We start from the raw sequence: 21205 nt of genomic DNA on the forward strand, positions 1-21205 counted from the left end.
GCACCGCCCGCATTTTTTGGGGGGGAGGGGAAAGCGTTGGCGATGGGGGGCGGCGGGGTTACCCCCGTCCCGCTGGTGCTTGTCTGGCCAGGACCCGGCGCGCCCAGGCGGCCTGCCCCAGCGAGATGCAGCCGTCGCCGGGGGGCAGTTCCGCGTGGGTCAGCACGGTCAGCCCGCGCGCGGCAAGGGCCTGCGGCAGGTGCACGGACAGGGTGAGGTTCTGCATCACCCCGCCGGACAGGGCCACCACGGGCACGTCCATCACCCCGGCCACGGCGGCGGCCATGTCGGCCAGGCCCGCCACCAGCCCGGCGTGGAAGCGGCGGGCCACTTCGCCGGGCGGGGTGCCGCGCGCCCAGTCGTCGTGCACGGCCCGGAACAGCACGTGCGTGTCGAGCACCAGCGTGTCGCTGCCGTCACGTGCAGCGCGCAGGGGGCAGGGGTAGGCGTGGGTGAAGAAGGCGTCGTGGTCGCCGCCGTGCGGGGCGATTGCATCCTGCGCGTGTTCCAGTCGGATGGCCGCCTGCCCTTCGTAGGTGATGGTGTCGCACAGGCCCAGCAGGGCGGCCACGGCGTCGAACAGCCGCCCGCAACTGGAGGTGAGCGGGGTGTTCACCCCCCGTTCCAGCACGCGCGGCAGGAAGGCGGCGGCCTGGGCGTGGCGGTGCAGCCACGGCCACGGGCGGCCGCCGTCGCTGCCGGACTCGTGCAGCCCCAGCCGCCACAGCAGGCCCTGGGCGATGCGCCACGGTTCGCGGATGGCGGCGTCGCCCCCCGGCAGGGGGATGCGGGCCAGCCGCCCCAGCCGCTGGTGGTCCAGCGCCACGTTGTCCACGTACAGCAGCTCGCCCCCCCACACCGTGCCGTCCTCGCCGTGGCCGGTGCCGTCCAGGGCAAGGCCCAGGGCCGGGCCGTCGTGGCGGTTTTCGGCCAGCACGGCGTGGATGTGCGCGAAATGGTGTTGCAGGGTCAGCACGGGCAGGCCGCTCTGTTCCGCCTCGGCCGTGGTCATGTAGTCGGGGTGCAGGTCGCGCGCCACGGCCTGCGGGGTTACCTGCAGGATGCGCGGCAGGTGCGCCGCGATCTCGCGGTGAAAGCCCAGGGTTTCCAGGTTGTGCATGTCGCCGATGTGCTGGCTGACAAAGGCCTTGTCGCCCCGCGTGACGCACAGGGTGTTCTTGAGCTCCGGCCCCATGGCCAGCACGCACGGGCCATCATCCGCAAGGAACACCGGCCGGGGGGTGAAGCCGCGCGCCCGGCGCAGGAACTGCGGTTGGCCGGTGGCCGGGTTGATCCGCGTCACCGAGTCGTCGGTGCGGATCAGGATGTCGCGGTCGTGCAGCAGGAACACGTCGGCGATACCGGGCAGGCGGCGCAGGGCTTCGCGGTTGCCGAGGCAGATGGGCTCGCCGCCCGCGTTGCCGGAGGTCATCACCAGCGCGGCCGCACGCCCTTCGGGCAGCAGTTCGCCGTACAGGCGCAGCAGCACGTGGTGCAGGGGGGTGTAGGGCAGCATCACCCCCACGAAAGGGGTGTCGGGTGAGACAAGCGGGGAGATGGGCGGTGGGGCGCAGCCCGCCTCTGCAACACCTTCGGATTTCACACGATCGGCCGTTCCGGCCAATCCGCCCACCAGACCTTCTGCCAATCCGCCCGCCAGCCCGCCAGCCAGACCGGCCAGCGCGCGGCACAGCACGATGGGCCGTTCGCGCCCGGCCAGCAGGGCTTCTTCTTCAGGGGAAACATGCACGATGCGCCGGGCCGTGGCCAGGTCCGGCACCATGATGGCCAGCGGCTTGTGCGGCCGGTGCTTGCGGCGGCGCAGTTCGCCCACGGCGGCGTCGCTTGCGGCGTCGCAGGCCAGATGAAACCCGCCCAGCCCCTTCACGGCGGCGATGCGCCCGGCGGCCAGCGCTTTTGCCAGGGCCAGGATGGCCGGGGTGCCCGCAGGGCGGCCCGCGTCCTGCGTCGCATTGGGGTGGGTTTCGGGCGTGGGGCCCAGCGGCGCGCCGTTCACGTACCACACGCGCGGCCCGCACACCGGGCAGGCGTTGGGCTGGGCGTGAAAGCGCCGGTCCAGCGGGTTTTCGTACTCCGCCGCGCACTCCGGGCACAGCGGAAAGCAGGCCATGGAGGTCTTGTCGCGGTCGTAGGGGATGAACCGGGTGATGGTGTAGCGCGGCCCGCAGTTGGTGCAGTTGGTGAAGGGGTACAGGTGGCGGCGGTTGGCCGGGTCGTTCATGTCGGCCAGGCAGTCGTCGCAGGTGGCCACGTCGGCGCTGATGAGCACTTCGTGTCCGGCCCCGCCGTCGCCGCTGGCCACTATGCGGAATCCCTCCTCGTCTCGCACCACGGGGATGTCCTGGTGCGTGCACGAGACCACCCGCGCCAGCGGGGGCAGCTTGTGGGCCAGGTCGTGCCCGAAGGCGGCGACCGATTCCGGCGGCCCCTGCACCTCTATGAACACCCCGGCGGCGGTGTTGCTGACCGTGCCGGTCAGCGCATGGTCGGCGGCGATGCGGTAGACGAAGGGGCGAAACCCCACCCCCTGGACCTGGCCGGAAACGGTGAACTTGCGGCGCGCGAGAACGTCTGGCATGCGGCGACCATAGCGGAAGACCCGGTGGGTGAAAAGGCGTGCGGCGGTATGGGCCGCAAGGACCGCAACGACCGCGAACATCGGGCCTGCCGCCCTGGCCGTACCGGCTCCGTCCGGCGACGCGGGCGACGCGGGCGACGCGCGACCGGGCTGCCCGACGCGCGCCATGTCGGCCGCGCACTGCCGCGCCCGCACCGGTTGCGGTGCGCGCCTTCATAACGCGGTTGTCATGGGGGCGGCGCTCTTATAATGTGCCGCAACGGTCGCGCCGCTTCCGCGCGCCACGGTCACTTTGCGTCACGTGGCCCTGGCCGTTCCGGGGGGCGGCGCGGCCGGGCCCCCCACACGGTGGGTGCGGGGGCGCGTGGTTCGTTTGGTCCGTTTGGTTCGTTTGGTTCGGGCGGATGCTGTTCGCGCGCGCAGTCCGGGGCATTTCCCTTGTACAGCGCGCGCCGGTCGGATAGGTAGAACGATTCCCGCCACATTCAGTCGCAGGAACGGCGGCGCAGGCAGCGCCGCCCGTCCCGAGGGCGCGGGCGAGGCCGTGTTTCGCCGCCGGATATCGCCATGGGTCGCCAGGGGACGCGTTGCAAAATCAATCGCTGCAAGGAGGAGCCATGGGCGCTGACAAGCTTGGCGCGCGCGTGCGCAAGTACAGGGAAGACCGCAGCCTGACCCGCGAGGAACTCGCGGACGCGGCCGGTCTGAAGACGGAATTCATCGCCGCCCTCGAGGACGACAACCTGTATCCGTCCATCGGGCCGCTACAGAAGCTGGCCCGCGCCCTGAACGTCCGCCTTGGCACCTTCATGGACGACGCGGTGAGCCGCGACCCCATCGTGAGCCGCCAGGGCGACCGCGAGGCGGACCTGACCATGCAGAAGGCGCGCAACAAGTGCGCGGCCTTCCGCTTCCACTCGCTGGGCAAGGGCAAGAGCGACCGGAACATGGAGCCGTTCTTCATCGAGATCTGTCCGGAGCCCGTGGAGGACCGCAAGCTGTCCTCGCACCAGGGCGAGGAATTCATCCTGGTGAACAAGGGCACCATCCGTGTCGTGTACGGCAAGGAAGAGCACGTGCTCGGACCGGGCGACTCCATCTACTACAACTCCATCGTGCCCCACTACGTGGGCGCCGAAGGGGAGACCCCGGCCGAGATCTACGCCGTCATCTACTATCCCTAGGAGTGGAAGGGGCATGGACGAATTCGCAGTGCGCGAACGCACCCTCGGCCAGATTCTGGACGAGACCGTCGCAAAGTATCCGGACAACGACGCGGTCATCTACGTGGACCGCGACTACAGGCAGACCTACCGGCAGTTCGCGGAGGTGGTGGACGACCTGGCCAAGGGGCTGATGGCCCTTGGCGTGCAGCATGGCGAAAAAGTGGCCGTGTGGGCCACCAACGTGCCCTACTGGGTGGCGCTGCAGTTCGCCACGGCCAAGATGGGGGCCATCCTGCTCACGGTGAACACCAACTACCGCGAGCACGAAATCCGCTACCTGCTCACCCAGTCGGAGTGCGAGAACCTGTTCATCATCGACGGGTTCCGCGACCACGACTACGTGCAGACCATCTACAACATGATCCCCGAGCTGAAGACGCAGCCGCGCGGGCAGTTGCGCTGCGCCACGCTGCCGCATCTCAAGCGGGTCATGTTCCTGGGCGCGGAAAAGCACCGGGGCATGTATTCCGTGCCAGAGATCATGAGCATGTCGGCCATGGTCTCGGACGAGGAATACGCCGAGCGCCAGCGCGCGCTGGACCCGCACGACGTGGTGAACATGCAGTACACCTCGGGCACCACCGGGTTTCCCAAGGGGGTCATGCTCACCCACGTGAACATCGGCAACAACGGGTACTGGATCGGCAAGAACCAGCACTTCACCGAAAAGGACCGGGTGTGCCTGCCGGTGCCGCTGTTCCACTGCTTCGGCTGCGTGCTGGGGGTGCTGGCCGCCATCAACCACGGGGCCGCGCTGGTGATCCTGGAAAGCTTCAGCCCCATGCACGTCATGGCCTCCGTGGACCAGGAAAAGTGCACCGCCCTGTACGGGGTGCCCACCATGTTCCTGGCCGTGCTGGAGCACAAGCTGTTCGAGCGGTTCGACTTCAGTTCGCTGCGCACCGGCATCATGGCCGGTTCGGTCTGCCCGGAACCGCTGATGCGCCGGGTGGTCGAGAAGATGTACATGCGTGAGATCACCATCTGCTACGGCCTTACCGAAGGTTCGCCGGTGATGACCCAGAGCCTGGTCACCGACCCCTTCGAGCGCCGCGTGCAGACCGTGGGCCGGGCCATGCCGTGCATCGAGGTGCGCATCGTGGACCCGGAAACCAACGAGGAAGTGCCTCGCGGCGCTCAGGGCGAGGTGGTCTGTCGGGGTTACAACGTGATGAAGGGCTACTACAACATGCCCGAAGCCACGGCTGCCGCCATCGACACGGAGGGCTGGCTGCATTCCGGCGACCTTGGCGTCATGGACGAGGAAGGCTACGTGGTCATCACCGGCCGCATCAAGGACATGATCATCCGGGGCGGCGAAAACATCTACCCCCGCGAGATCGAAGAGTTCCTGTACGGCATGGACGGCGTGCAGGACGTGCAGGTGGTGGGCGTGGCCAGCCGCAAGTACGGCGAGGAAGTGGGCGCGTTCATCATCCCCAAGCCGGGCGTGGAACTGGCCCCCGAAGACGTGCGCGACCACTGCCGGGGCCGTATCGCCTGGCACAAGGTGCCGCGCTACATCAGCTTCATCGACGCCTATCCCATGACCGCCAGCGGCAAGATCCAGAAGTTCAAGCTGCGCGAGATGGCGGCGGAGTTGTTTCCCGAAGCCATGAAATAGGGCCTCGAACGGTCTTTTCGTCCGCTGGCTGCGGCGCATCGTAGCCGGACGACGGGCGGGAAACATTCAAGCATGCATTGTCAGCGCCCTCGAAGCCTCGGCTTCGGGGGCGCATTGCGTATGGCTGGCACGCTTGATTTCCGGCGCGGTTCCACGCACAGTAAAAATGACCTTCAAAGCATCCCTCGGCGGGGGCGAGATTTTTCGCCCGCCAGCCGTGGCCGCCCCCGCGCGCTAGGTGCGGTGCGGGGCACGAAACGAACTGCGCAGCGGGCTGCGCACCAAGAGAGAGCCGCATGTCGCTGGAAGCGGATGTCCTTGTTGCAGGGGCCGGGTTTGCCGGTTTGCGCGCCGCCATCGCCGCCGCCGTTTCGGGGCGCGGCCTGCGCGTCATCGTGGTGGCCCCGCACGAGGGACCGGGCGGTTCGTCGTTCGCGGGGCATGCGGGCTCGCTGGGCGTGCTGGCCCCGGACAGTGACGAGGAACGCGACGCCATCTACGAGCGCGCCCTGACCATCGCCCACCCCGGCACGGCCGACCCGGCCCTGGTGCGCCTGCTGCTGGAGCACGGCGAGGCGCGCCTGCGCGAATTGTCCGAATGGGGCGTGCCCCTGGCCACCGGGCGGGGGGGCGAGCGGCTGCGCCGCGCCGCCTGTTTTCTGCCCGAAATGGCCGTGGCCGCCGTGATTCCCGACTGCGTGTCCGCCCACGCGGCCCTGATGCGCGTGGCCCTGGCCGCCGGTGTGGAGGTGCTGCCGGGGTTCACCCTGGCGGCGCTGGGCGTGGAGGGCGGCCCCCCCGGCAGCGCGCTGTGCCTCGACGCCTTCGGCGGGGTGGTGCCGGTGCGCGCCCGGTCCGTGGTGCTTGCCGTTGGCGGCCCCGCCGCGCTGTTCGCCGGTGACGTTTCCGTGCTTGCACGAACCGGCCCGGGCCAGACGGATGCCGGGCAGACCGGCGCGGGGCTGGGCCTTGCGCGTTCCTGCGGGGCGCGCACGGGCAATGCCTCGTTCCTGCAGTTCCTGTGGTATGAGGGGGCGCAGCCCTTCGCGTTTTTGCCCGAACGGGCCCACGAACTGGAAGTTGCCGGGCAGGACGGCGTGCCCGCCCCTCTGCCGCGCGCACAGCGCGAGCACATGGCCGCCCGCGCCAGCCACGCGCCGTGGGGATGGGGCCTGCCGGACGCCGCGCTGGACTCCTACCTGCTGTCGCTGATGACGCCAGCCGGGGTGGTGCCGGTGCGCTACCGTGGCGAGCGGGAGCCGCGCCTGCTGTCGCTCATGGCCCATGCGGGCAACGGGGGCGCGCTCATCGACGGGGACGGGCGGACCACCGTTCCGGGGCTGTTCGCGTGCGGCGAATGCGCCACCGGCATGCACGGGGCCAACCGCATCGGCGGGGCCATGGTGCTGGCCGCGCAGGTGTTCGGCCACCGGGCGGGCATCGCGGCGGCCCTGCACGCCCACTCCGCGCTGCTGCCCCCCCCGCCCGGCGTGCCCGACGGCACGGAACGCCAGCCTTCCCACCACCCCCTGCGCCTGCGCGAAGCCATGCAGCGCAACTGCCTGCCGGGCTTTCCCGGCGAGGCGCTGTCGGCCGCGACGTCCGCAACGCCCGGAACGTCCGTTGTATGCGGTGCAGAGCGGCAGCTCCGTGAACTGGAACTTTTCGTGGAGCGGCTGAAGGCCCTGTTGCTGCTGCCCGCCGTGGATCTGCTGGACCGTGTCCGCGTGCTCTCCGCCCTGACCGTGGCGGAACACCGCCTGCGCCGTCTGCGTGCCGAGTGCGCGGCGGCGGTCACGGCCGTGTCGCCCGCGTGAATGCAGGGTGGCACCGGCCGTTCTGCCCGCGTCCGCATCCGTCCCACCTCGCCCCGTCCTGTCCTGACCTGTCCTGTCCCGCCGCGGATTTTTTCATCGCCCTTCATGCGTCCGGCGCGTGGCACGCAGTCATGCCGTATCATGTGCGGTTCCGCACTGGGATGCCGCGCTCCATGCCTCCCCTGCCAGTCGGCCGTAGGCGCGCAAAACAGCAAGGCCGCCCCCGCGAACGGGAGCGGCCTTGAAAAACAGGCTGTACCGGAAACTACTTGATGATCTTGAACTCGCCGCGGCGGTTCTTCGACCAGGCAGCTTCGGTGTGACCTTCCACGGCGGGACGTTCTTCGCCGTAGCTGATCATTTCCAGCTGGCCAGCGTTGACGCCGGACATCACCAGGTACTCGTAGGCGGCGCGAGCGCGGCGTTCGCCGAGGGCCAGGTTGTATTCCTGGGTCCCACGTTCGTCGCAGTGGCCTTCCACCAGCACGCGGATCGAGGGGAACTTCTTCAGCACGTCGGCCTTCTGCTTCAGGACTTCCTTGGATTCGGCCTTCAGGTCGAACTTGTCGAAGTCGAAGTAGACTTTGGCGTCGGTGATGATCTGCTGGGCCCGGGCAAGGGCTTCCAGCTGGGCACGACGAGCGGCGTCGTCCTCGGTGGCCATGGGGGCACTGGTGCCCTCGGGGGTGGCGGCGACCTGCTTCTTGGCGCAGCCGAAGCCGGTGGCGAGAACCAGGGCCAGAGTCAGGACAAGCCCAAAGCGCTTTGCGGTGTTCATTTGATTCCTCCTAGACAGCTCTTCGCTCCAATAGAATTATGCAGAGAACGGTTCCTTTCCTTTATCCCTTTCCGTCGGCTTCGGCCGCAACCCTACACCCCCGGAGTGGGACAGCAGTAATGGTATCTCTACGCCGTTTTTTGTCAAGATGGGCGATTGCGGTATCTCCACTTTCCTGCACGATTTTTTCCGGTTTGGGCGATTCGGGCGAGGCCATGCCCCTTCACGAATGTTTCCCGTCGGCATCAGGCGTCACGAATTCGTGAAACACCAAGCCCGGCGGCAGGCCGGCAGGCTGGAAAGCGGAGGCCAAACGCAGGCGTCCCATTCTTTCGTGCGTCCTTCTAGTCTGGAATCATGCCCCAGTCCGGAAACGAGGCGTCGCCCGCGCCCGTGGGCACACGCTTGGCGTCGCCGCCGTGCCGGGTGATCAGGTATATCTGCTTCGCGCCGCTGCGGGTGGAGGTGAAGGCCAGAAAGTAGCTGTCGGGGGCGAAGGACGGGGTTTCGTCGGTGCCGGGCCCGAAGGTGACCTGGCGTTCGGACTGGGTGACCATGTCGTACACGAAGATGCGGTGCCCGTAGTCGGTCATGCGGGCAAAGGCGATCAGCGTGCCGTCGGGGCTGATGGACGGGGCGGTGTTGTAGTTGCCGGAACGGCTGATGCGCGTCACCTGCCCGGTGGTCAGGTCCTTCAGGAATATCTGCGGGCCGCCCAGGCGGCTGGAGCAGAAGGCCATCTTGGTGCCTGTGGCGTCGAACGAGGGCGAAACGTCGATGGAGGCGCTGTCCTCCAGCGGGCGTTCCTTCTGGAACACGTGGTTCAGCAGGAAGATGCCGGGGTTCTTGCCGGTGGAAAGACTGACCGCCACCTTGTTGTCGGGCATGAAGGTGGGCCCGATGACCGTGTTGCCCGGGAACTTGATGCGCTGGGTCTGGCGGGTCAGGCGGTCCCACACCCCCAGGGCGTGGGTGCGGTCGTCCATGTGGCTGAACACGATGAACCGCGAATCGGGCGACCACGACGGGGACAGGGCCTCTCCCGGCAGGTTGGTGATCTGGCGCAGGTCGCGGCCGGTGGGCTTGCTGAGCCACACGTCCTTCTTGTTCTTGCCGCCGGCCTTCACGAAGGCCAGGGTGGACTTGAAGAACTCGCCCCGGCCGGTCAGGGCCTTCATGAGGTCGGAGCAGAAGCGGTCGGCCACGTCGGCCAGCTGCGCTTCCTGGATGTCGTAGTAGCCCTTGCCGAACACGAGCTTGCCCGAATACGCCTCGTACACGCGCAGTTCCACAAAGGGCTTGCCGGGGGCGTCGCCCTGGGGCCAGCCCGCCGTGACCACGAGGTCGGTGCCCGCGATCTGGAAGCGCTTGAAGTCGATGTCCGGGGCCTTGTAGCTCTGCAGCACCGAGCCGCCCAGGATGGCCTTGGGGTCGGTCAGGCGCAGGAAGGGCAGAAAGCTCAGGTTCTCGCGGATGATTTCGTTGAGCTTCGCGCCCTGCCCGGTCACGGGCGTGCCGGGGGTGGGGCCCAGCGGGTCTGCCAGGGCAAGGTTCAGGCTGCCCTGGCCGGGGCCGTAGATGTCGATCTGCACGGGGCCCGCCGCAAGGGCCGGGGCCGCCAGCGCGCAGCACACGATGAGGCACACTGCCGCCAGAAGGCGGTGGATGGCATGATGCTGTCTCATCTTTTTCCGATCATTTCCTGAAGGTTGAAGTTGAGCAGAAGGTCCTGGAATTCCGGGCTGGGCGGCGGCGGCAGCATGCCGGTCTTGCCCAGCGCCTTCAGGGTCGACGAGTCGAAGTCGGCCCGGCCCGAGGACTGCTCCACGTTGAAGTCCTGTATCTGCCCGTTGGGGGCTATCTTCACCCGCACCCGTACCTGAAGGTTCTCGCGGTTGGCCAGGGCGGGGAATTCCCAGTTGCTGCGCACGATCTGCATGACCTGCATGGTGTACACGCCAGCGATGCCGACGCCGCCGGAGCCTTCGCCCCCGCTGCCGTCGCCGCCGCCCGCGGCACCGCCGCCCCCGCCGCCCTTGACGGTGGCCTGCAGGGCGGACAGGGCGTTGGCCACGTCCTTGGCCCCTGCCGCGCCGGATGTGACGCCCGCCTTGGCCTTGCCCTGTTCGGGCGCGCCGCCAGCCTTGGTCTGCACGTCGGCCAGGGCCTGCTTCAGCACGTCCTTGGGGTTGGGCGCGGGTTTCTCGTCCTTGGGGGGCGCGGGCTTGGCCGGGGCTGCCGCCGTGGCGTTCTTGGAAACGTCCTTGGGAGGTTCCGGCTTGGTCGGCTTCTCGTCCTTCTTTTCGCTGATGGCCTTGGCGTCCGGTTCCGGCTTGGGCTTGGGCTCTGGCTTCGGTTCCGGCTTGGGTTCCGGTTTCGGCTCCGGCTTGGGTTCGGCCTTGGGCGCGGGCTTTTCCTGCACCTCGGGCGTGGCCACGGGCGCGGCCTTGGGCGAGGCCGCCGTTGGCGCGGGGGCCGGGGCGGCCTGCGGCTGCGCGGGGCCTGGGGCGGGCGCGGGCGGGGCCTTGGGGCCGCCGGGCGCGCCCAGGCTCACCAGGTCCACCTGCACCACGGGCATGTCCAGACGCACCGGCGGCGACGAGGGCCAGAAAAAGACCAGCAGCACGATGGCGCAGTGCAGCGAGAGCGACAGCAGAAAGCTTGTGTAGCGCATGTCGACCCCGGCCTACCGCGCGGCCTTGCCGCGAGTGATGTGGAACCGGACCGTGCCGTCCCTTCGTGATGACGGGCTCATTTCTTCTTCGGGTCCTCGCGTTCCGCCACGACGCCGAGCTTTTCGATGCCCGCCGCCTTGATGTGCCCCATCACGTCCACCACCACGCCGTAGGGCACGGCCTTGTCGGCCTGGAGGAAGAGCAGCTTGTTCTTCTCCTTGACCAGCCGTTGCAGGTAGCCTTCCAGTTCCTCGATGGTCACCTTGTACTCGTCGAGGTACATCACCCCATCCTTGCGTATGGTGAGCAGCAGATGGTCGCTGTCCGCGGGCAGCACCTGCACGGTACGCGTCTGGGGCAGGTCCACTTCGAGACCTTCGGTCATCATGGGGGCCGTGACCATGAAGATGATGAGCAACACCAGCATCACGTCCACGAAGGGCGTGACGTTGATCTCGGCGACGAAGCCGCCCTTGTTGCCGACGGAAGCGCCCATGGGCTAACCCCGATCGGCGCGGCTGGCGGGCTGGGCCGCCCCGCGATGGGCGTTGATCTCGCGCTGCACGCGGTTGAGGAACGCGCCCGCGAAGTTGACCAGCTGCACCTCGATGCCGCTGATCATGCCCAGAAAGACGTTGTAGCCCACGGTGGCCGGGATGGCCACGAACAGGCCGATGGCCGTGGCGATGAGCGCCTCGGAGATGCCGGGGGCCACAGTGGCGAGCGAAGCGCTCTTCATCTGGCCGATGGCGTGGAACGAATTCATGATGCCCCACACCGTGCCGAACAGGCCGATGAACGGGGCGGTGTTGGCCGCGGTGGCCAGGAAGGACAGCGAGCCGGAAAGGCGGGTCATCTCGTTGCCCACACCCTGGCGCAGCGAACGGCGCACGTTGTCGGCCACCACGTCGCCCGAGCTGCCCGCCTCTTTCAATCGGTTGAATTCGGCCACGCCCTGCTGGGCCACGTGGTACAGGGGCGAGGCGGCGTCGCCGCCCAGCGACTGCACGGCCTCGCGCAGGTCGCGGGCCTTCTGGAAGCGGTCCAGGCCGTCGGCGGCCTTGCGCTGCGCGGCTTTGAGGGCAAACCACTTCTGGAACATCAACGTCCAGCTGCCGATGGACATGAGCACCAGAAGGACGAGCACGAACTTGGCCACCAGGGTGGCCTGGGCAAGAATAGAAAGAATATCCATGACGTTGGGTGTCTCCACCGTGAGTTGAGTTGTACAGTGCGGCTGGCTGGCGGCAGGGCGTCGCGCGCCATGCGTGGCCGGGGGGGTGGGGGGCGTGCTGCGCGGCGCCGCGGGCATTGCGGCTTGCGGCACCGTGGGCGCGTCCGGCACCCCGCCCTCCATTTAGTCGTCTCGGGCCAAGGATGCAATGGGATTCCGGGCCCCGGCCGCGAAAAGGGGCGCACTTTTCGGCCAGCGGCTGCGGCGCGGCGCGCAGCGGAACCCCGGCGGCCAGCGCCGCCGCCATTCCGGACGTGCGCAAGCGCACCGTGTATGGCGGGGGCGCGGCAGGGGCGCGGCGGGGTTCGCCCTCTGGCGTGCGGGGTTACGGGGCGATGCGCAAGGCGCGCCCCGCTCGCGGAGCAGGCATGCACAGTGTTGCAAGTGCGCCCCGGCCCGGCTACACTTCGCCGCGTATCCGCTCCGGCATCATCGCAGCGGCCCCGCCCCGTTTCCGTCACGTTCAGGCGCCTTCCCCGGCGCACGCCGGACACACTCCCCACTCCACGAAGCCTCCGCAAGGAGTATCCATGCATCGCACCCACGTCACTGGCCCGTCGATGACGCCGTGCCGCACGCGCCGCCCCGGACGCGCGGTCCTTTTGCCCCTGGCGCTGTGCGCGGCCCTGTCCGTGTCCGGCCTGATCGCGCCGGGCTTGCTTTCGCGTGGCCTGGCCGCCGACGCGGCGTCCGCCATGCCGACGGAGGCCGTCGGCAGCCCCGCTTCGCCATCGGCCGGGGAACAGGCCGCCACGGCCAGGGGCGGCGAGTACGACATGCGCCGCGCCGTTGAATCGGCCCTGCGCGACAACCAGGGCGTGGTGGCCGCCCGCGCCGGGCGCGACGCGGCGGAAGAAGGCCGCAAGTCGGCGCGCGGGGCGTTCGGCCCGGCCGTGTCCACCACCTACGGCTACGACCGGCTGAACGAAAAGCCCACCTCCATGTCGCGCGAGCTGGACGACGACACCTATACCTGGACCGTGGGCGTGAGCCAGCCGCTGTTCACCGGGCTGCGGCTGCTGTCCACCTACCAGAAGGCCGCGCTGGAAACCGAGCGCCAGGCCCTGACCCTGGACAAGTCGCGCCTGGACCTTGCCGTGCAGGTGCAGGAAGCCTTCCTGGCCTACCTGAAGTCGGGCGAGAACGTGCGCAGCGCGGGCGACGCCCTGAGACGCCTGCGCGAACAGGCCAAGGTCACCCGGGCCTTCTACGACGTGGGGCTGCGCCCGCGTCTGGACGTGCTGCAGGCCGAGGTGGACGTTTCCAACGCCGAATCGCTGCTGATCACCGCCGAAAGCAACCATGCCACCCAGCATGCCCGGCTGAACACCCTGCTCACCCTGCCCGTGGCCAGCAATGCGAGCTACGTGGGCAGCCTGGTGCCCGTGGGGTTCGACATGACCCTGGAGCAGTGCCTGGAGCGCGCCTACCGCAACCGGCCCGACGTGCGCATTGCCGGCAAGGCCGTGGAGATCGCGGGCAAGGACGTGCGCATCGCCGACAGCGGGCTGTACCCGCAGGTTTCGGCCAATTTCAACTGGGCCACGGAGGGCGACCGGCCGGAGGCGTCGGGCAGCACCCTGAGCCCCACCGGGTTCAGCCAGTGGTCCACCGGGCTGAAGGCGGAGTGGAGCGTCTTCGAGTGGGGCAAGACGTGGTATTCCGGCCAGCAGGCCCGCCAGGTGGAAACGCAGGTGCGCGCCGAAGAGGCCAACCTGCGCCACGAGGTGGCCTACGAGGTGCAGTCGCGCCTGCTGACCCTGACCGATTCCTCCAAGCGCATCGTGGTGGCCACCAAGGGGCTGGTCCAGGCAGAAGAGGCCTACCGCGTGGCCGTGGCCCGCTACCAGGCCCAGGTGGGCACCAACACCGACGTGCTGGACGCGCAGGCCAAGCTGACCGCCGCCGAGGCCACCCTGACCGGGGCCAAGGCCGAATACCTGGACGCGTTGTCCAAGCTGTGGGCGGCCATGGGTGAGCTGAAGCCTTCGCTCGTCGACGGCTAGCGCTGCCGCGCTCGCGGAAATTCCAAGGCCGCCGGGGGTGCCCCCGGCGGCCTTCGTCGTGCCGTGCGCACGCTTTTTACGGCTTTTTCCAAAGGGGTCTTGACATGGGGCCATCCAAACAGTAACCATTACCAATAAACCATGTGAGGTTCCACATGCCCCAGCAGTCTCCACAGACCCGTATGACCAAACAGCGGATGGTCATCCTTGAAGAACTGCGCCGCGTGCATACCCACCCCACGGCGGACGAGATTTACGGCATGGTCCGGCAGCGCCTGCCGCGCATCAGCCTGGGCACCGTGTACCGCAATCTGGATCTGCTGGCCGAATCGGGCGACATCCTGAAGCTGGAATCGGCCGGGTCGCAGAAGCGCTTCGACGGCAACGTCACCCCCCACCAGCACGTGCGCTGCACCCAGTGCGGCCGGGTGGGCGACGTGGTGGAGCCCGTGCGCGTTCCGGACATTTCCGCGGCGCGCGCCCCCGGCTTTCTGATTCTTGCCGGGCGCATCGAGTTCGAAGGGGTGTGCGAACAGTGCGCCTCGCGCAACTGAGCCTTCGGCATCACCAAGGCCAGGACTGCCCGGACGCCCTTGCGCCGGGCGGGCAGTAACGGTACGTCACGCATGGGTAAGCCGCTGCATGGCGACTCGGTGCGTGCTGCCCCCCCCTACGGATTGAGGGCACGAACCGCGCACACAGGTGGTGCTTGCGCGCCAGGCGCGCGGACATGGCCGGGCTGCCCCCGGCACGGTATTGCCTGTCTGCGCGAGTCCGATCCCCGCACAGAATCCCAGTGTTCAGGCGCGCGCCCCCGGGCGCGACGCTTCATGTCTTACGGCGCACCGGCCGCGCGGCCGTGCGTCTCTGGCTACCTCCCCTTTTCACCCGGAACGAAACGACACACAAGGAGCAGTCATGAAGGCCCTGAAAGGCACCAAGACCGAACGCAACATCCTGACCGCCTTCGCCGGCGAATCGCAGGCCCGCAACCGCTACGACTATTTCGGCGCCCGCGCCAAGAAGGACGGCTTCGTCCAGATCGCGGACATCTTCGCCGAAACCGCCAGCCAGGAAAAGGAACACGCCAAGCGCCTGTTCAAGTTCCTGGAAGGCGGCGAGGTGGAGATCGTCGGGGCCTTCCCGGCCGGGGTCATCGGCGACACCCACGCCAACCTCATCAGTTCGGCGGCGGGCGAAAACCACGAGTACACCGAGATGTACCCCTCGTTCGCGCGCATTGCCCGCGAGGAAGGCTTTGACGAGATCGCCAAGGTGTTCATGAGCATCGCCGTGGCCGAGGAATTTCACGAACGCCGCTTCCTGGGCTTTGCCAGGAACGTCAAGGAAGGCCGCGTGTTCGTGCGCGAATCGTCCGTGGTGTGGCGCTGCCGCAACTGCGGGTACCTGCACGAAGGCAACGAGGCCCCGCACCTGTGTCCCGCCTGCGCGCATCCGCAGCCGCATTTCGAGCTGCTGGGCATCAACTGGTAAGTCGTCGCGCGGTGGGCGCGGGCGGCCGCGAACCAGCGTTACCGGCGCGCCAGGCGCGCCGGAGTCAGTACGGGCCGAACTCCGGGGGGAAGGAGGCGCAATGGCCGATCCGAAAGACATGTGGCGTTGCCAGACCGTCAACTGCGGCTATGTCTACGATCCCGACCGGGGCGACCGGAAGGGCAAGGTGGCGCCGGGGGTCCGCTTCGAGGACCTGCCCGATGACTGGCGCTGTCCGGTGTGCGGCGGCACCAAGCGGTGCTTCCGTCCCATGGCCGGGCCCGGTTCGACTGAGCAGCCTAACTGCGAACTGCCCACGGACAAGTAGGGCCGACCAGGCGAACCTCCTCGGCAAGGCCGGGCTGTCCCGTGCATGCTCGTGTCGGGCCGCCCCCAGTTGAGGGATGCAGCCGTGGGCCGTTTACGCCCAGCGTATTGAAGACCCCGCCGGACCATGATGCTCCGGCGGGGTCTTTCGTGTCTCCCGCACCCGTTGCCGGACGCCAACGTATAATCATCGTGTCCCGGTACCCTTCTTTTTATCATGGTTCAGGCTTGGAAATTCCAGGGAGGGCAAGCAGCCCGGCGTACCCGCGCGGGCGGACCATGACGCGGCATTGCCGCAGGGAGGTTGCATGCGTGACGACATGATACCGGCCGCCGTTGCGCTATGGCGGTCGCGGCCCGTCTGGGCCGCGGGGTTAATGCTGATGGCATGGATGGCCGGGGTGTTGCCCCCGCTCCCCGCCCTGGCGGGCACGACCCTGCCGACACCCAAATCCGGGGCGGTGCTGAAGGCCCAGGTGGCGGAGGGCAAGCAACTGTTCGCGGAGCACTGCGGCGGGTGCCACACGGTGGGCGCGGCGGGCAACGACATCCTGCCCCTGACCGGGCACATATCCACCCTGGGCATGGAGGCGTACATTGAAGGGCAGGGCAAGGTGCTTGATCACATGCCGCCCTTTGCGGGGACGCGGACCCAGCGCGACGCCATCGCGGCCTATGTGGCCGTGGGGTTGCATGGCAAGAAGCCGGACCGTTTCGACGAGGTGCGCATCCGGCCCCTGCGGCACGAGGTGCCGCCCTTCGACCCGGCCACGTCGGCTCATGTGTTGCTGGCCTGGAACACCCTGGGCATGAAGTGCATCACCGACTGCGACGTGGCCTATTCCAACCTGCCGCCCGGCAACGCGCTGGTGGCCCTGCTCATCCGCCGGGGAAGCGGCGACGGCATGGGCGAGGGCAGGCCGCGCATCGTGTCCGAAGGCGTGCAGATGTCTTACGCCGCGCCGCCGGACATGCGCCGCCCGTCCACCCAGGTGGAATACTGGAAGTACGCCAGATCCATTTCCGGCAAGGAGTTGCCCCCCGACGTCTCGGTGACCGGCAGGGGCATGCTGGGCAACATGGACCTGAACCCCAAGACCGGGGCGCTGGAGGCCCTGGGCATACCCCTGACGCCCTATACCGACACCGGCGGGCTGAACCCGTACCCGGTGTTCTCGGTGCTGGCGCGCGATGCGGCATCGGGCCGCGAACTGGCCCGCACCGGGGCGGTGCTGCCCAACGGCACGGAGATGGGATGCTGGCGCTGCCATGGAGGCAACTGGGGCAGGCTGGGGGTTACCGGCATCTCGCCGGTGACGGCCCGTTCCATCCTGGCCACCCATGACAAACGCAACAGTACCAACCTGCTGGCCCGGTCCGATGCAGGCGTGCCGGAGCTGTGCCAGTCGTGCCACCCCGACCCGCTGCTGAACGCCAAAGGCCGCGAAGGGGTGGTGAACCTGCCTGCCGCGCTGCACGGCTTTCATGCCAACTATCTGGCCGGGCGCGGGGCGGAGGTCTGTTCCTTCTGCCATCCGGACAGCCCCATCGGCGTCACCCGCTGCCTGCGCGACAGCCATGCCGCCAAGGGGATGACCTGCGTGACCTGCCACGGGCATCTCGAGGACCACACCATCTCGCTGCTGAAGCGCGAGGTGGAACTGGGCAAGCCCGCCGCGCCTGGCCTGCTGCGCAACCTGACGGCACAGGGGCCGCAGGGCACGGCGGCCATCCTGCCGCGCACCCCGTGGACCCAGGAGCCCGACTGCATGACCTGCCACAAGGGCTATACGCGGCCCACCATGCCGGTGAGCGCCTTCAACGTGTGGACCGAAGGCGGGCCGGGCCTGTACCGCAACCGCATGGACGGCACCGGCAAGGTGCCGTGCGCGGCGTGCCACGGCAGCCCCCACGCCACCTACCCCAGCCGCAGCGACTACGGCGCCGGGCGCGATTCCATCCAGCCCTTCCAGTATCAGAAGGTGGACGCGCCCATCGGCGCGCGCGGCAACTGCATCGTCTGCCACGGCCCCACGGCCCGGCTGGACGCGGCCATGTCGCCGCACCACCCCATGCGCTGAAGCACGGGAAAACAGCAACGGAAAGGGGCCGGTCCACTGGACCGGCCCCCTCGTGCATGCTGGCGTATGAGAAGCCGAGCGCCGCGCCCCATGGCCGGGGCGTGGCGCCGATGGCTATTTGCCCATCTGGCGGGTGGCGAATTCCAGCATCTTGCGCGCCTCGTCGAAGTCGGGCTTCAGTTGCAGCGCGGCCGAGGCGGCCTTGGCCACCTTGTCCCACTTGCCCCAGTCCACGTACAGGCGGCCGATGTTGAAGAACAGGTTGGGGTCGCGCCCGGTGTACTGGGCGGCCTTGAAATAGTACTTTTCCGCCACGTCGAACTTGCCCAGCTTGCGCAGGGCGATGCCGATGCGGTTGTACAGGTGGACGGATTCCGGGCTCTGGTCCAGGGCCTGGGACAGGTAGTCGAAGGCTTCTTCGTACCGCCCGGCCTTCAGGAACCGCTCGCCGATGTCGCCCTTCAGCGCCGGGTCGTCGCTGAATTCCACCACCAGTTGCCGGAACACTCCGTTGGCCGCGTCGTAGTCCTTGTCGTCCAGCAGTTGCTGGCCGCGTTCCAGTTCGGCGGCCTTGCGGGCGGCCAGCAGCCTCAGGTGCTCCTGCGCCTCGTTCACGGCGGCCTCGTTCACCGCCTTGACCAGTTCGCGCACGGTGTCCAGCACCTGGCGTTCCGCGCCGGGCTTGTAGTCGATCTTGAGCGGAAAGACCTTGCGCAGTTCCGGGTCGTTGTCGAGGTAGGCGGCGGCGTCGCCCAGCATGCGCTCGAATTCCTCGCGCTCGGCCTTCATCAGCGGGTTCTTCAGCACCAGCACCAGCGCTTCGTGGAAGGACTGCGCGGCGGGCATGACCTTGCCCTGGCGCAGCAGGGTGCGCACCTGGGTAAGCAGTTGGCGTGCCTTGGTGAGATCGTTGGACATGCATCGCCCCCGGAATGGCGTCGCGTGGAAGGCACGGAGGCTGGTATGCGAAGGGGCGCGGCGTGCCTGTACCGCGCCCCCTGCGTCAGATCGTCTCTCTTGGTGGCGGCAGGCCCGCTAACGGCCCACGGCCTCTCGCACCATGTTCCTGAACCGGGCAAAGAAGTACCGGCTGTCGGTGGGGCCGGGGCTTGCCTCGGGGTGGTGCTGCACGGCCAGGATGGGCCTGGTCTTGTGGGCGAACCCTTCCAGCGTGCCGTCGTTCAGGTTCACATGGGTTATTTCTACGTCGGGCAGGCTTGCGATGTCCACGCAGAAGCCGTGGTTCTGCGAGGAAATTTCGATGTGCCCGGTCACCAGGTCCTTGACCGGGTGGTTGCACCCGTGGTGGCCGAACTTCAGCTTGTGGGTGGTGCCGCCAAGGGCGTGGCCCAGCAGCTGGTGGCCAAGGCAGATGCCCGCCACGGGCATGCGCTCGGTCATCACGCGGATTTCGCGCACCTCATCGGTAAGGGTGGCCGGGTCGCCGGGGCCGTTGGAAAGGAACACCGCCTCCGCGCCGCTGGCCGCCACCTGCACCGCCGTGAACGACGGGGGCACCACGAGGAGGTCGAAGCCCTGCTCGGTGAGCAGGCGCAGGATGTTCCACTTGATGCCGTAGTCGTAGACCACCAGGCGCGGGCCGGGGCCGGGCCAGGCGTACGCGCCGTCGGCGGCCAGTTCCACCGGCCGCGGGCGCGTGCCGTCCCAGCGGTAGGGAGCACCGGGGGCCACCCTGGTGACCAGGTTCTGGCCTTCCATGGTGGGCAGTGCGCGGGCGCGGCGCACCAGTTCCTCGCGGTCGTCCGTCTCGGTGGAGATGATGCCGCGCATGGCGCCGTTGATGCGCAGATGGCGGGTAAGCGCGCGGGTGTCGATGCCCTCGATGCCCATGACGCCGTGCTGCATCAGGTAGTCGGGCAGCGACATCTTGGCGCGCCAGTTGGAGGGCGTCTTGCAGCATTCCTTGACGATGAAGGCCTCCACATGGACCTTGCCGGACTCCATGTCCTCGGCCGTCACGCCGTAGTTGCCGATGAGAGGGTAGGTCATGCAGACCATCTGCCCGGCGTACGAGGGGTCCGTCAGGACCTCCTGGTAGCCTGTCATCCCGGTGTTGAAGATGACCTCGCCGCCCGATTCACCGCGACCGGTGAACGAGCGTCCCTCAAGCACGAAGCCGTCTTCCAGGGCCAGGAAAGCTCTCATCCTTCGTTCTCCCCAAGCAGGTTGATGATGATGCCGATGTCTTCGGGCCGGTCCACCCCGTGGGTACGGTAGGTGGTGGGCACGACCCGGATGGGAATGCCGTTTTCAAGCAGCCGCAGCTGCTCCAGTCTTTCACGCCGCTCGAGCCGCGAGGGCGGAAGCTGCGTGAAGGCGCGCAGCGCCTCCAGCCGGAAGGCGTACAGCCCCACATGGCCAAGATAGGCCGGGCCTTCGCCGTTTTCTCCGGTGTGCGCGCCGCCGTCCCGTGCGAAGGGGATGGCCGCGCGCGAAAAGTACAGCGCGTCGCCGTTGGCCGCCGTGACCACCTTCACCCGGTCGGGGCTGGCGGCCTCTGCCGCGCTGATGGCCATGGCCAGGGTGGTCACGCGCACCTCGGCGGAACCCGGCCCGGCGGCGAACGGGGCCACCAGCTGGCTGAGCATGCGCGGGTCCAGCGCGGGTTCGTCGCCCTGGATGTTCACCACCACCGCGTCGTCAGGCAAGGCCGCGTTCCCGCCCAGCAGGCAGGCCGCCTCGTACACCCGGTCGGTGCCGCTTTCGTGGTCGGGCCGGGTCATGACGAAGGGCACGTCGAGCGTGCGCGCGGCCTCCGCGATGCGTTCGTCGTCCGTGGCCAGCACCACCCTGGCGAATTCCGGGCAGCGGGCCGCGCGGTGGTACACATGCCAGAACATGGGCATGCCCGCGATGTCGGCCAGCGGCTTGCCGGGAAAACGGGACGAGGCGTAGCGTGCGGGGATGATGCCGTAACAGGTGGGGGATGCCGTCATCTCGTCGGGGGCAGCCTGCGGGTCGGCCTGCGGTTGGGGGTGCGGAGCGGTCGGGTCGGTGCTCCGGTCGCGAAACTTTCGGAGAATAACCGAAAACATCCAGCCGGGAAAGCATGTTGTGCGGATTTTCGCATCACCCCGGAATGTCTGACGAAAATGTAAAACAAGCAGTGGTGCCCGCGCGCAGTTCGCCTCAGGGGCCGTCCGGCGTGGGCCGAGGAGAGGGTGGCGGGCGTGGCCTTGCGGGGCGGGGCGGTTGACCGCTCTCTTCAGGTGTAGCATAACTCCGCTTCTCGCGCGGGCAAGGCCCATCCCCCTTTTTTGTCGCGCCGCCGCCTGTTTTCGTGGGGGCGCGCCGCCCATGCCCGTGCCGCACTTGCGTCCGCC

17 protein-coding genes are annotated in these 21205 nt (G+C 68.4%); 8 read left to right on the forward strand and 9 right to left on the reverse strand.

Annotated features, from left to right (window positions below):
• Window positions 1-58: 58 nt before the first annotated feature.
• Complete coding sequence (locus tag RVX_RS01575; RefSeq protein WP_116307799.1) at window positions 59-2599, reverse strand: carbamoyltransferase HypF; 2541 nt, start codon at window positions 2597-2599, stop codon at window positions 59-61.
• A gap of 617 nt (window positions 2600-3216) precedes the next feature.
• Here RVX_RS01575 and RVX_RS01580 point away from each other — a divergent pair.
• The 3 genes from RVX_RS01580 to RVX_RS01590 all read left to right on the forward strand — a co-directional run bounded on the left by RVX_RS01580 (window position 3217) and on the right by RVX_RS01590 (window position 7266).
• Window positions 3217-3783: a helix-turn-helix domain-containing protein gene (locus RVX_RS01580; RefSeq protein WP_007526099.1), complete on the forward strand. Its 567-nt coding sequence runs from the start codon at window positions 3217-3219 to the stop codon at window positions 3781-3783.
• A gap of 13 nt (window positions 3784-3796) precedes the next feature.
• Window positions 3797-5449, forward strand: coding sequence for an AMP-binding protein (locus tag RVX_RS01585; protein ID WP_116306909.1), 1653 nt, complete (start codon window positions 3797-3799; stop codon window positions 5447-5449).
• Window positions 5450-5745: 296 nt separating this feature from the next.
• Window positions 5746-7266, forward strand: a complete 1521-nt coding sequence (locus RVX_RS01590; RefSeq protein ID WP_116306908.1) for an FAD-binding protein — start codon at window positions 5746-5748, stop codon at window positions 7264-7266.
• Window positions 7267-7531: 265 nt separating this feature from the next.
• Here RVX_RS01590 and pal read toward each other — a convergent pair whose 3' ends face one another.
• From pal to tolQ, 5 genes are all read right to left on the reverse strand, one after another.
• On the reverse strand, window positions 7532-8044 hold the full coding sequence (gene pal, locus RVX_RS01595) for a peptidoglycan-associated lipoprotein Pal (protein WP_007526102.1): 513 nt from the start codon (window positions 8042-8044) through the stop codon (window positions 7532-7534).
• A gap of 344 nt (window positions 8045-8388) precedes the next feature.
• Window positions 8389-9729, reverse strand: a complete 1341-nt coding sequence (tolB, locus tag RVX_RS01600; protein WP_116306907.1) for a Tol-Pal system beta propeller repeat protein TolB — start codon at window positions 9727-9729, stop codon at window positions 8389-8391.
• Window positions 9726-10718: a cell envelope integrity protein TolA gene (tolA, locus tag RVX_RS01605; protein ID WP_116306906.1), complete on the reverse strand. Its 993-nt coding sequence runs from the start codon at window positions 10716-10718 to the stop codon at window positions 9726-9728. The genes tolB and tolA overlap by 4 nt, the downstream gene beginning before the upstream one ends.
• 77 nt (window positions 10719-10795) lie before the next feature.
• Window positions 10796-11215, reverse strand: coding sequence for a protein TolR (gene tolR, locus RVX_RS01610; protein ID WP_116306905.1), 420 nt, complete (start codon window positions 11213-11215; stop codon window positions 10796-10798).
• Window positions 11216-11218: 3 nt separating this feature from the next.
• Window positions 11219-11914 (reverse strand): protein TolQ, encoded by a 696-nt coding sequence (gene tolQ / locus RVX_RS01615; RefSeq protein ID WP_116306903.1) that lies wholly within the window; start codon window positions 11912-11914, stop codon window positions 11219-11221.
• Between the two features lie 569 nt (window positions 11915-12483).
• Here tolQ and RVX_RS01620 point away from each other — a divergent pair.
• The 5 genes from RVX_RS01620 (at window position 12484) to RVX_RS01640 (ending at window position 17861) form a co-directional block, all read left to right on the forward strand.
• Window positions 12484-13959, forward strand: coding sequence for a TolC family protein (locus RVX_RS01620; protein ID WP_116306901.1), 1476 nt, complete (start codon window positions 12484-12486; stop codon window positions 13957-13959).
• Window positions 13960-14141: 182 nt separating this feature from the next.
• Complete coding sequence (locus RVX_RS01625) at window positions 14142-14513, forward strand: Fur family transcriptional regulator (RefSeq protein WP_230404697.1); 372 nt, start codon at window positions 14142-14144, stop codon at window positions 14511-14513.
• Between the two features lie 364 nt (window positions 14514-14877).
• The gene (gene rbr / locus RVX_RS01630; RefSeq protein ID WP_116306897.1) at window positions 14878-15453 is read left to right on the forward strand and encodes a rubrerythrin; all 576 of its coding nucleotides are present in this window, start codon (window positions 14878-14880) and stop codon (window positions 15451-15453) included.
• A gap of 100 nt (window positions 15454-15553) precedes the next feature.
• The gene (locus RVX_RS01635; RefSeq protein ID WP_116306895.1) at window positions 15554-15781 is read left to right on the forward strand and encodes a rubredoxin; all 228 of its coding nucleotides are present in this window, start codon (window positions 15554-15556) and stop codon (window positions 15779-15781) included.
• A gap of 376 nt (window positions 15782-16157) precedes the next feature.
• On the forward strand, window positions 16158-17861 hold the full coding sequence (locus RVX_RS01640) for a c-type cytochrome (protein WP_230404696.1): 1704 nt from the start codon (window positions 16158-16160) through the stop codon (window positions 17859-17861).
• Between the two features lie 114 nt (window positions 17862-17975).
• On the opposite strand, the gene RVX_RS01645 is transcribed toward RVX_RS01640, so the two are convergent.
• The 3 genes from RVX_RS01645 to kdsB form a co-directional block, all read right to left on the reverse strand.
• On the reverse strand, window positions 17976-18779 hold the full coding sequence (locus RVX_RS01645; protein ID WP_116306891.1) for a tetratricopeptide repeat protein: 804 nt from the start codon (window positions 18777-18779) through the stop codon (window positions 17976-17978).
• Between the two features lie 117 nt (window positions 18780-18896).
• On the reverse strand, window positions 18897-20027 hold the full coding sequence (carA, locus tag RVX_RS01650) for a glutamine-hydrolyzing carbamoyl-phosphate synthase small subunit (RefSeq protein ID WP_116306889.1): 1131 nt from the start codon (window positions 20025-20027) through the stop codon (window positions 18897-18899).
• Window positions 20024-20818, reverse strand: coding sequence for a 3-deoxy-manno-octulosonate cytidylyltransferase (gene kdsB, locus RVX_RS01655; protein WP_116306887.1), 795 nt, complete (start codon window positions 20816-20818; stop codon window positions 20024-20026). The genes carA and kdsB overlap by 4 nt, the downstream gene beginning before the upstream one ends.
• Window positions 20819-21205 lie beyond the last annotated feature (387 nt).

The sequence above is a fragment of the Nitratidesulfovibrio sp. HK-II genome, from assembly GCF_003402415.2.
GTDB lineage: Bacteria > Desulfobacterota > Desulfovibrionia > Desulfovibrionales > Desulfovibrionaceae > Cupidesulfovibrio.

Bases quoted from the DNA above. Each gene is read 5' to 3' on its own strand.
- RVX_RS01625 (WP_230404697.1), top strand. From the start codon at position 14,142: ATGACCAAACAGCGGATGGTCATCCTTGAAGAACTGCGCCGCGTGCAT.
- tolR (WP_116306905.1), bottom strand. From the start codon at position 11,215: ATGGGCGCTTCCGTCGGCAACAAGGGCGGCTTCGTCGCCGAGATCAAC.
- kdsB (WP_116306887.1), bottom strand. From the start codon at position 20,818: ATGACGGCATCCCCCACCTGTTACGGCATCATCCCCGCACGCTACGCC.
- RVX_RS01585 (WP_116306909.1), top strand. From the start codon at position 3,797: ATGGACGAATTCGCAGTGCGCGAACGCACCCTCGGCCAGATTCTGGAC.
- tolB (WP_116306907.1), bottom strand. From the start codon at position 9,729: ATGAGACAGCATCATGCCATCCACCGCCTTCTGGCGGCAGTGTGCCTC.
- RVX_RS01640 (WP_230404696.1), top strand. From the start codon at position 16,158: ATGCTGATGGCATGGATGGCCGGGGTGTTGCCCCCGCTCCCCGCCCTG.
- RVX_RS01580 (WP_007526099.1), top strand. From the start codon at position 3,217: ATGGGCGCTGACAAGCTTGGCGCGCGCGTGCGCAAGTACAGGGAAGAC.
- RVX_RS01620 (WP_116306901.1), top strand. From the start codon at position 12,484: ATGCATCGCACCCACGTCACTGGCCCGTCGATGACGCCGTGCCGCACG.
- carA (WP_116306889.1), bottom strand. From the start codon at position 20,027: ATGAGAGCTTTCCTGGCCCTGGAAGACGGCTTCGTGCTTGAGGGACGC.
- RVX_RS01575 (WP_116307799.1), bottom strand. From the start codon at position 2,599: ATGCCAGACGTTCTCGCGCGCCGCAAGTTCACCGTTTCCGGCCAGGTC.
- tolA (WP_116306906.1), bottom strand. From the start codon at position 10,718: ATGCGCTACACAAGCTTTCTGCTGTCGCTCTCGCTGCACTGCGCCATC.
- RVX_RS01645 (WP_116306891.1), bottom strand. From the start codon at position 18,779: ATGTCCAACGATCTCACCAAGGCACGCCAACTGCTTACCCAGGTGCGC.
- tolQ (WP_116306903.1), bottom strand. From the start codon at position 11,914: ATGGATATTCTTTCTATTCTTGCCCAGGCCACCCTGGTGGCCAAGTTC.
- RVX_RS01635 (WP_116306895.1), top strand. From the start codon at position 15,554: ATGGCCGATCCGAAAGACATGTGGCGTTGCCAGACCGTCAACTGCGGC.
- rbr (WP_116306897.1), top strand. From the start codon at position 14,878: ATGAAGGCCCTGAAAGGCACCAAGACCGAACGCAACATCCTGACCGCC.
- pal (WP_007526102.1), bottom strand. From the start codon at position 8,044: ATGAACACCGCAAAGCGCTTTGGGCTTGTCCTGACTCTGGCCCTGGTT.
- RVX_RS01590 (WP_116306908.1), top strand. From the start codon at position 5,746: ATGTCGCTGGAAGCGGATGTCCTTGTTGCAGGGGCCGGGTTTGCCGGT.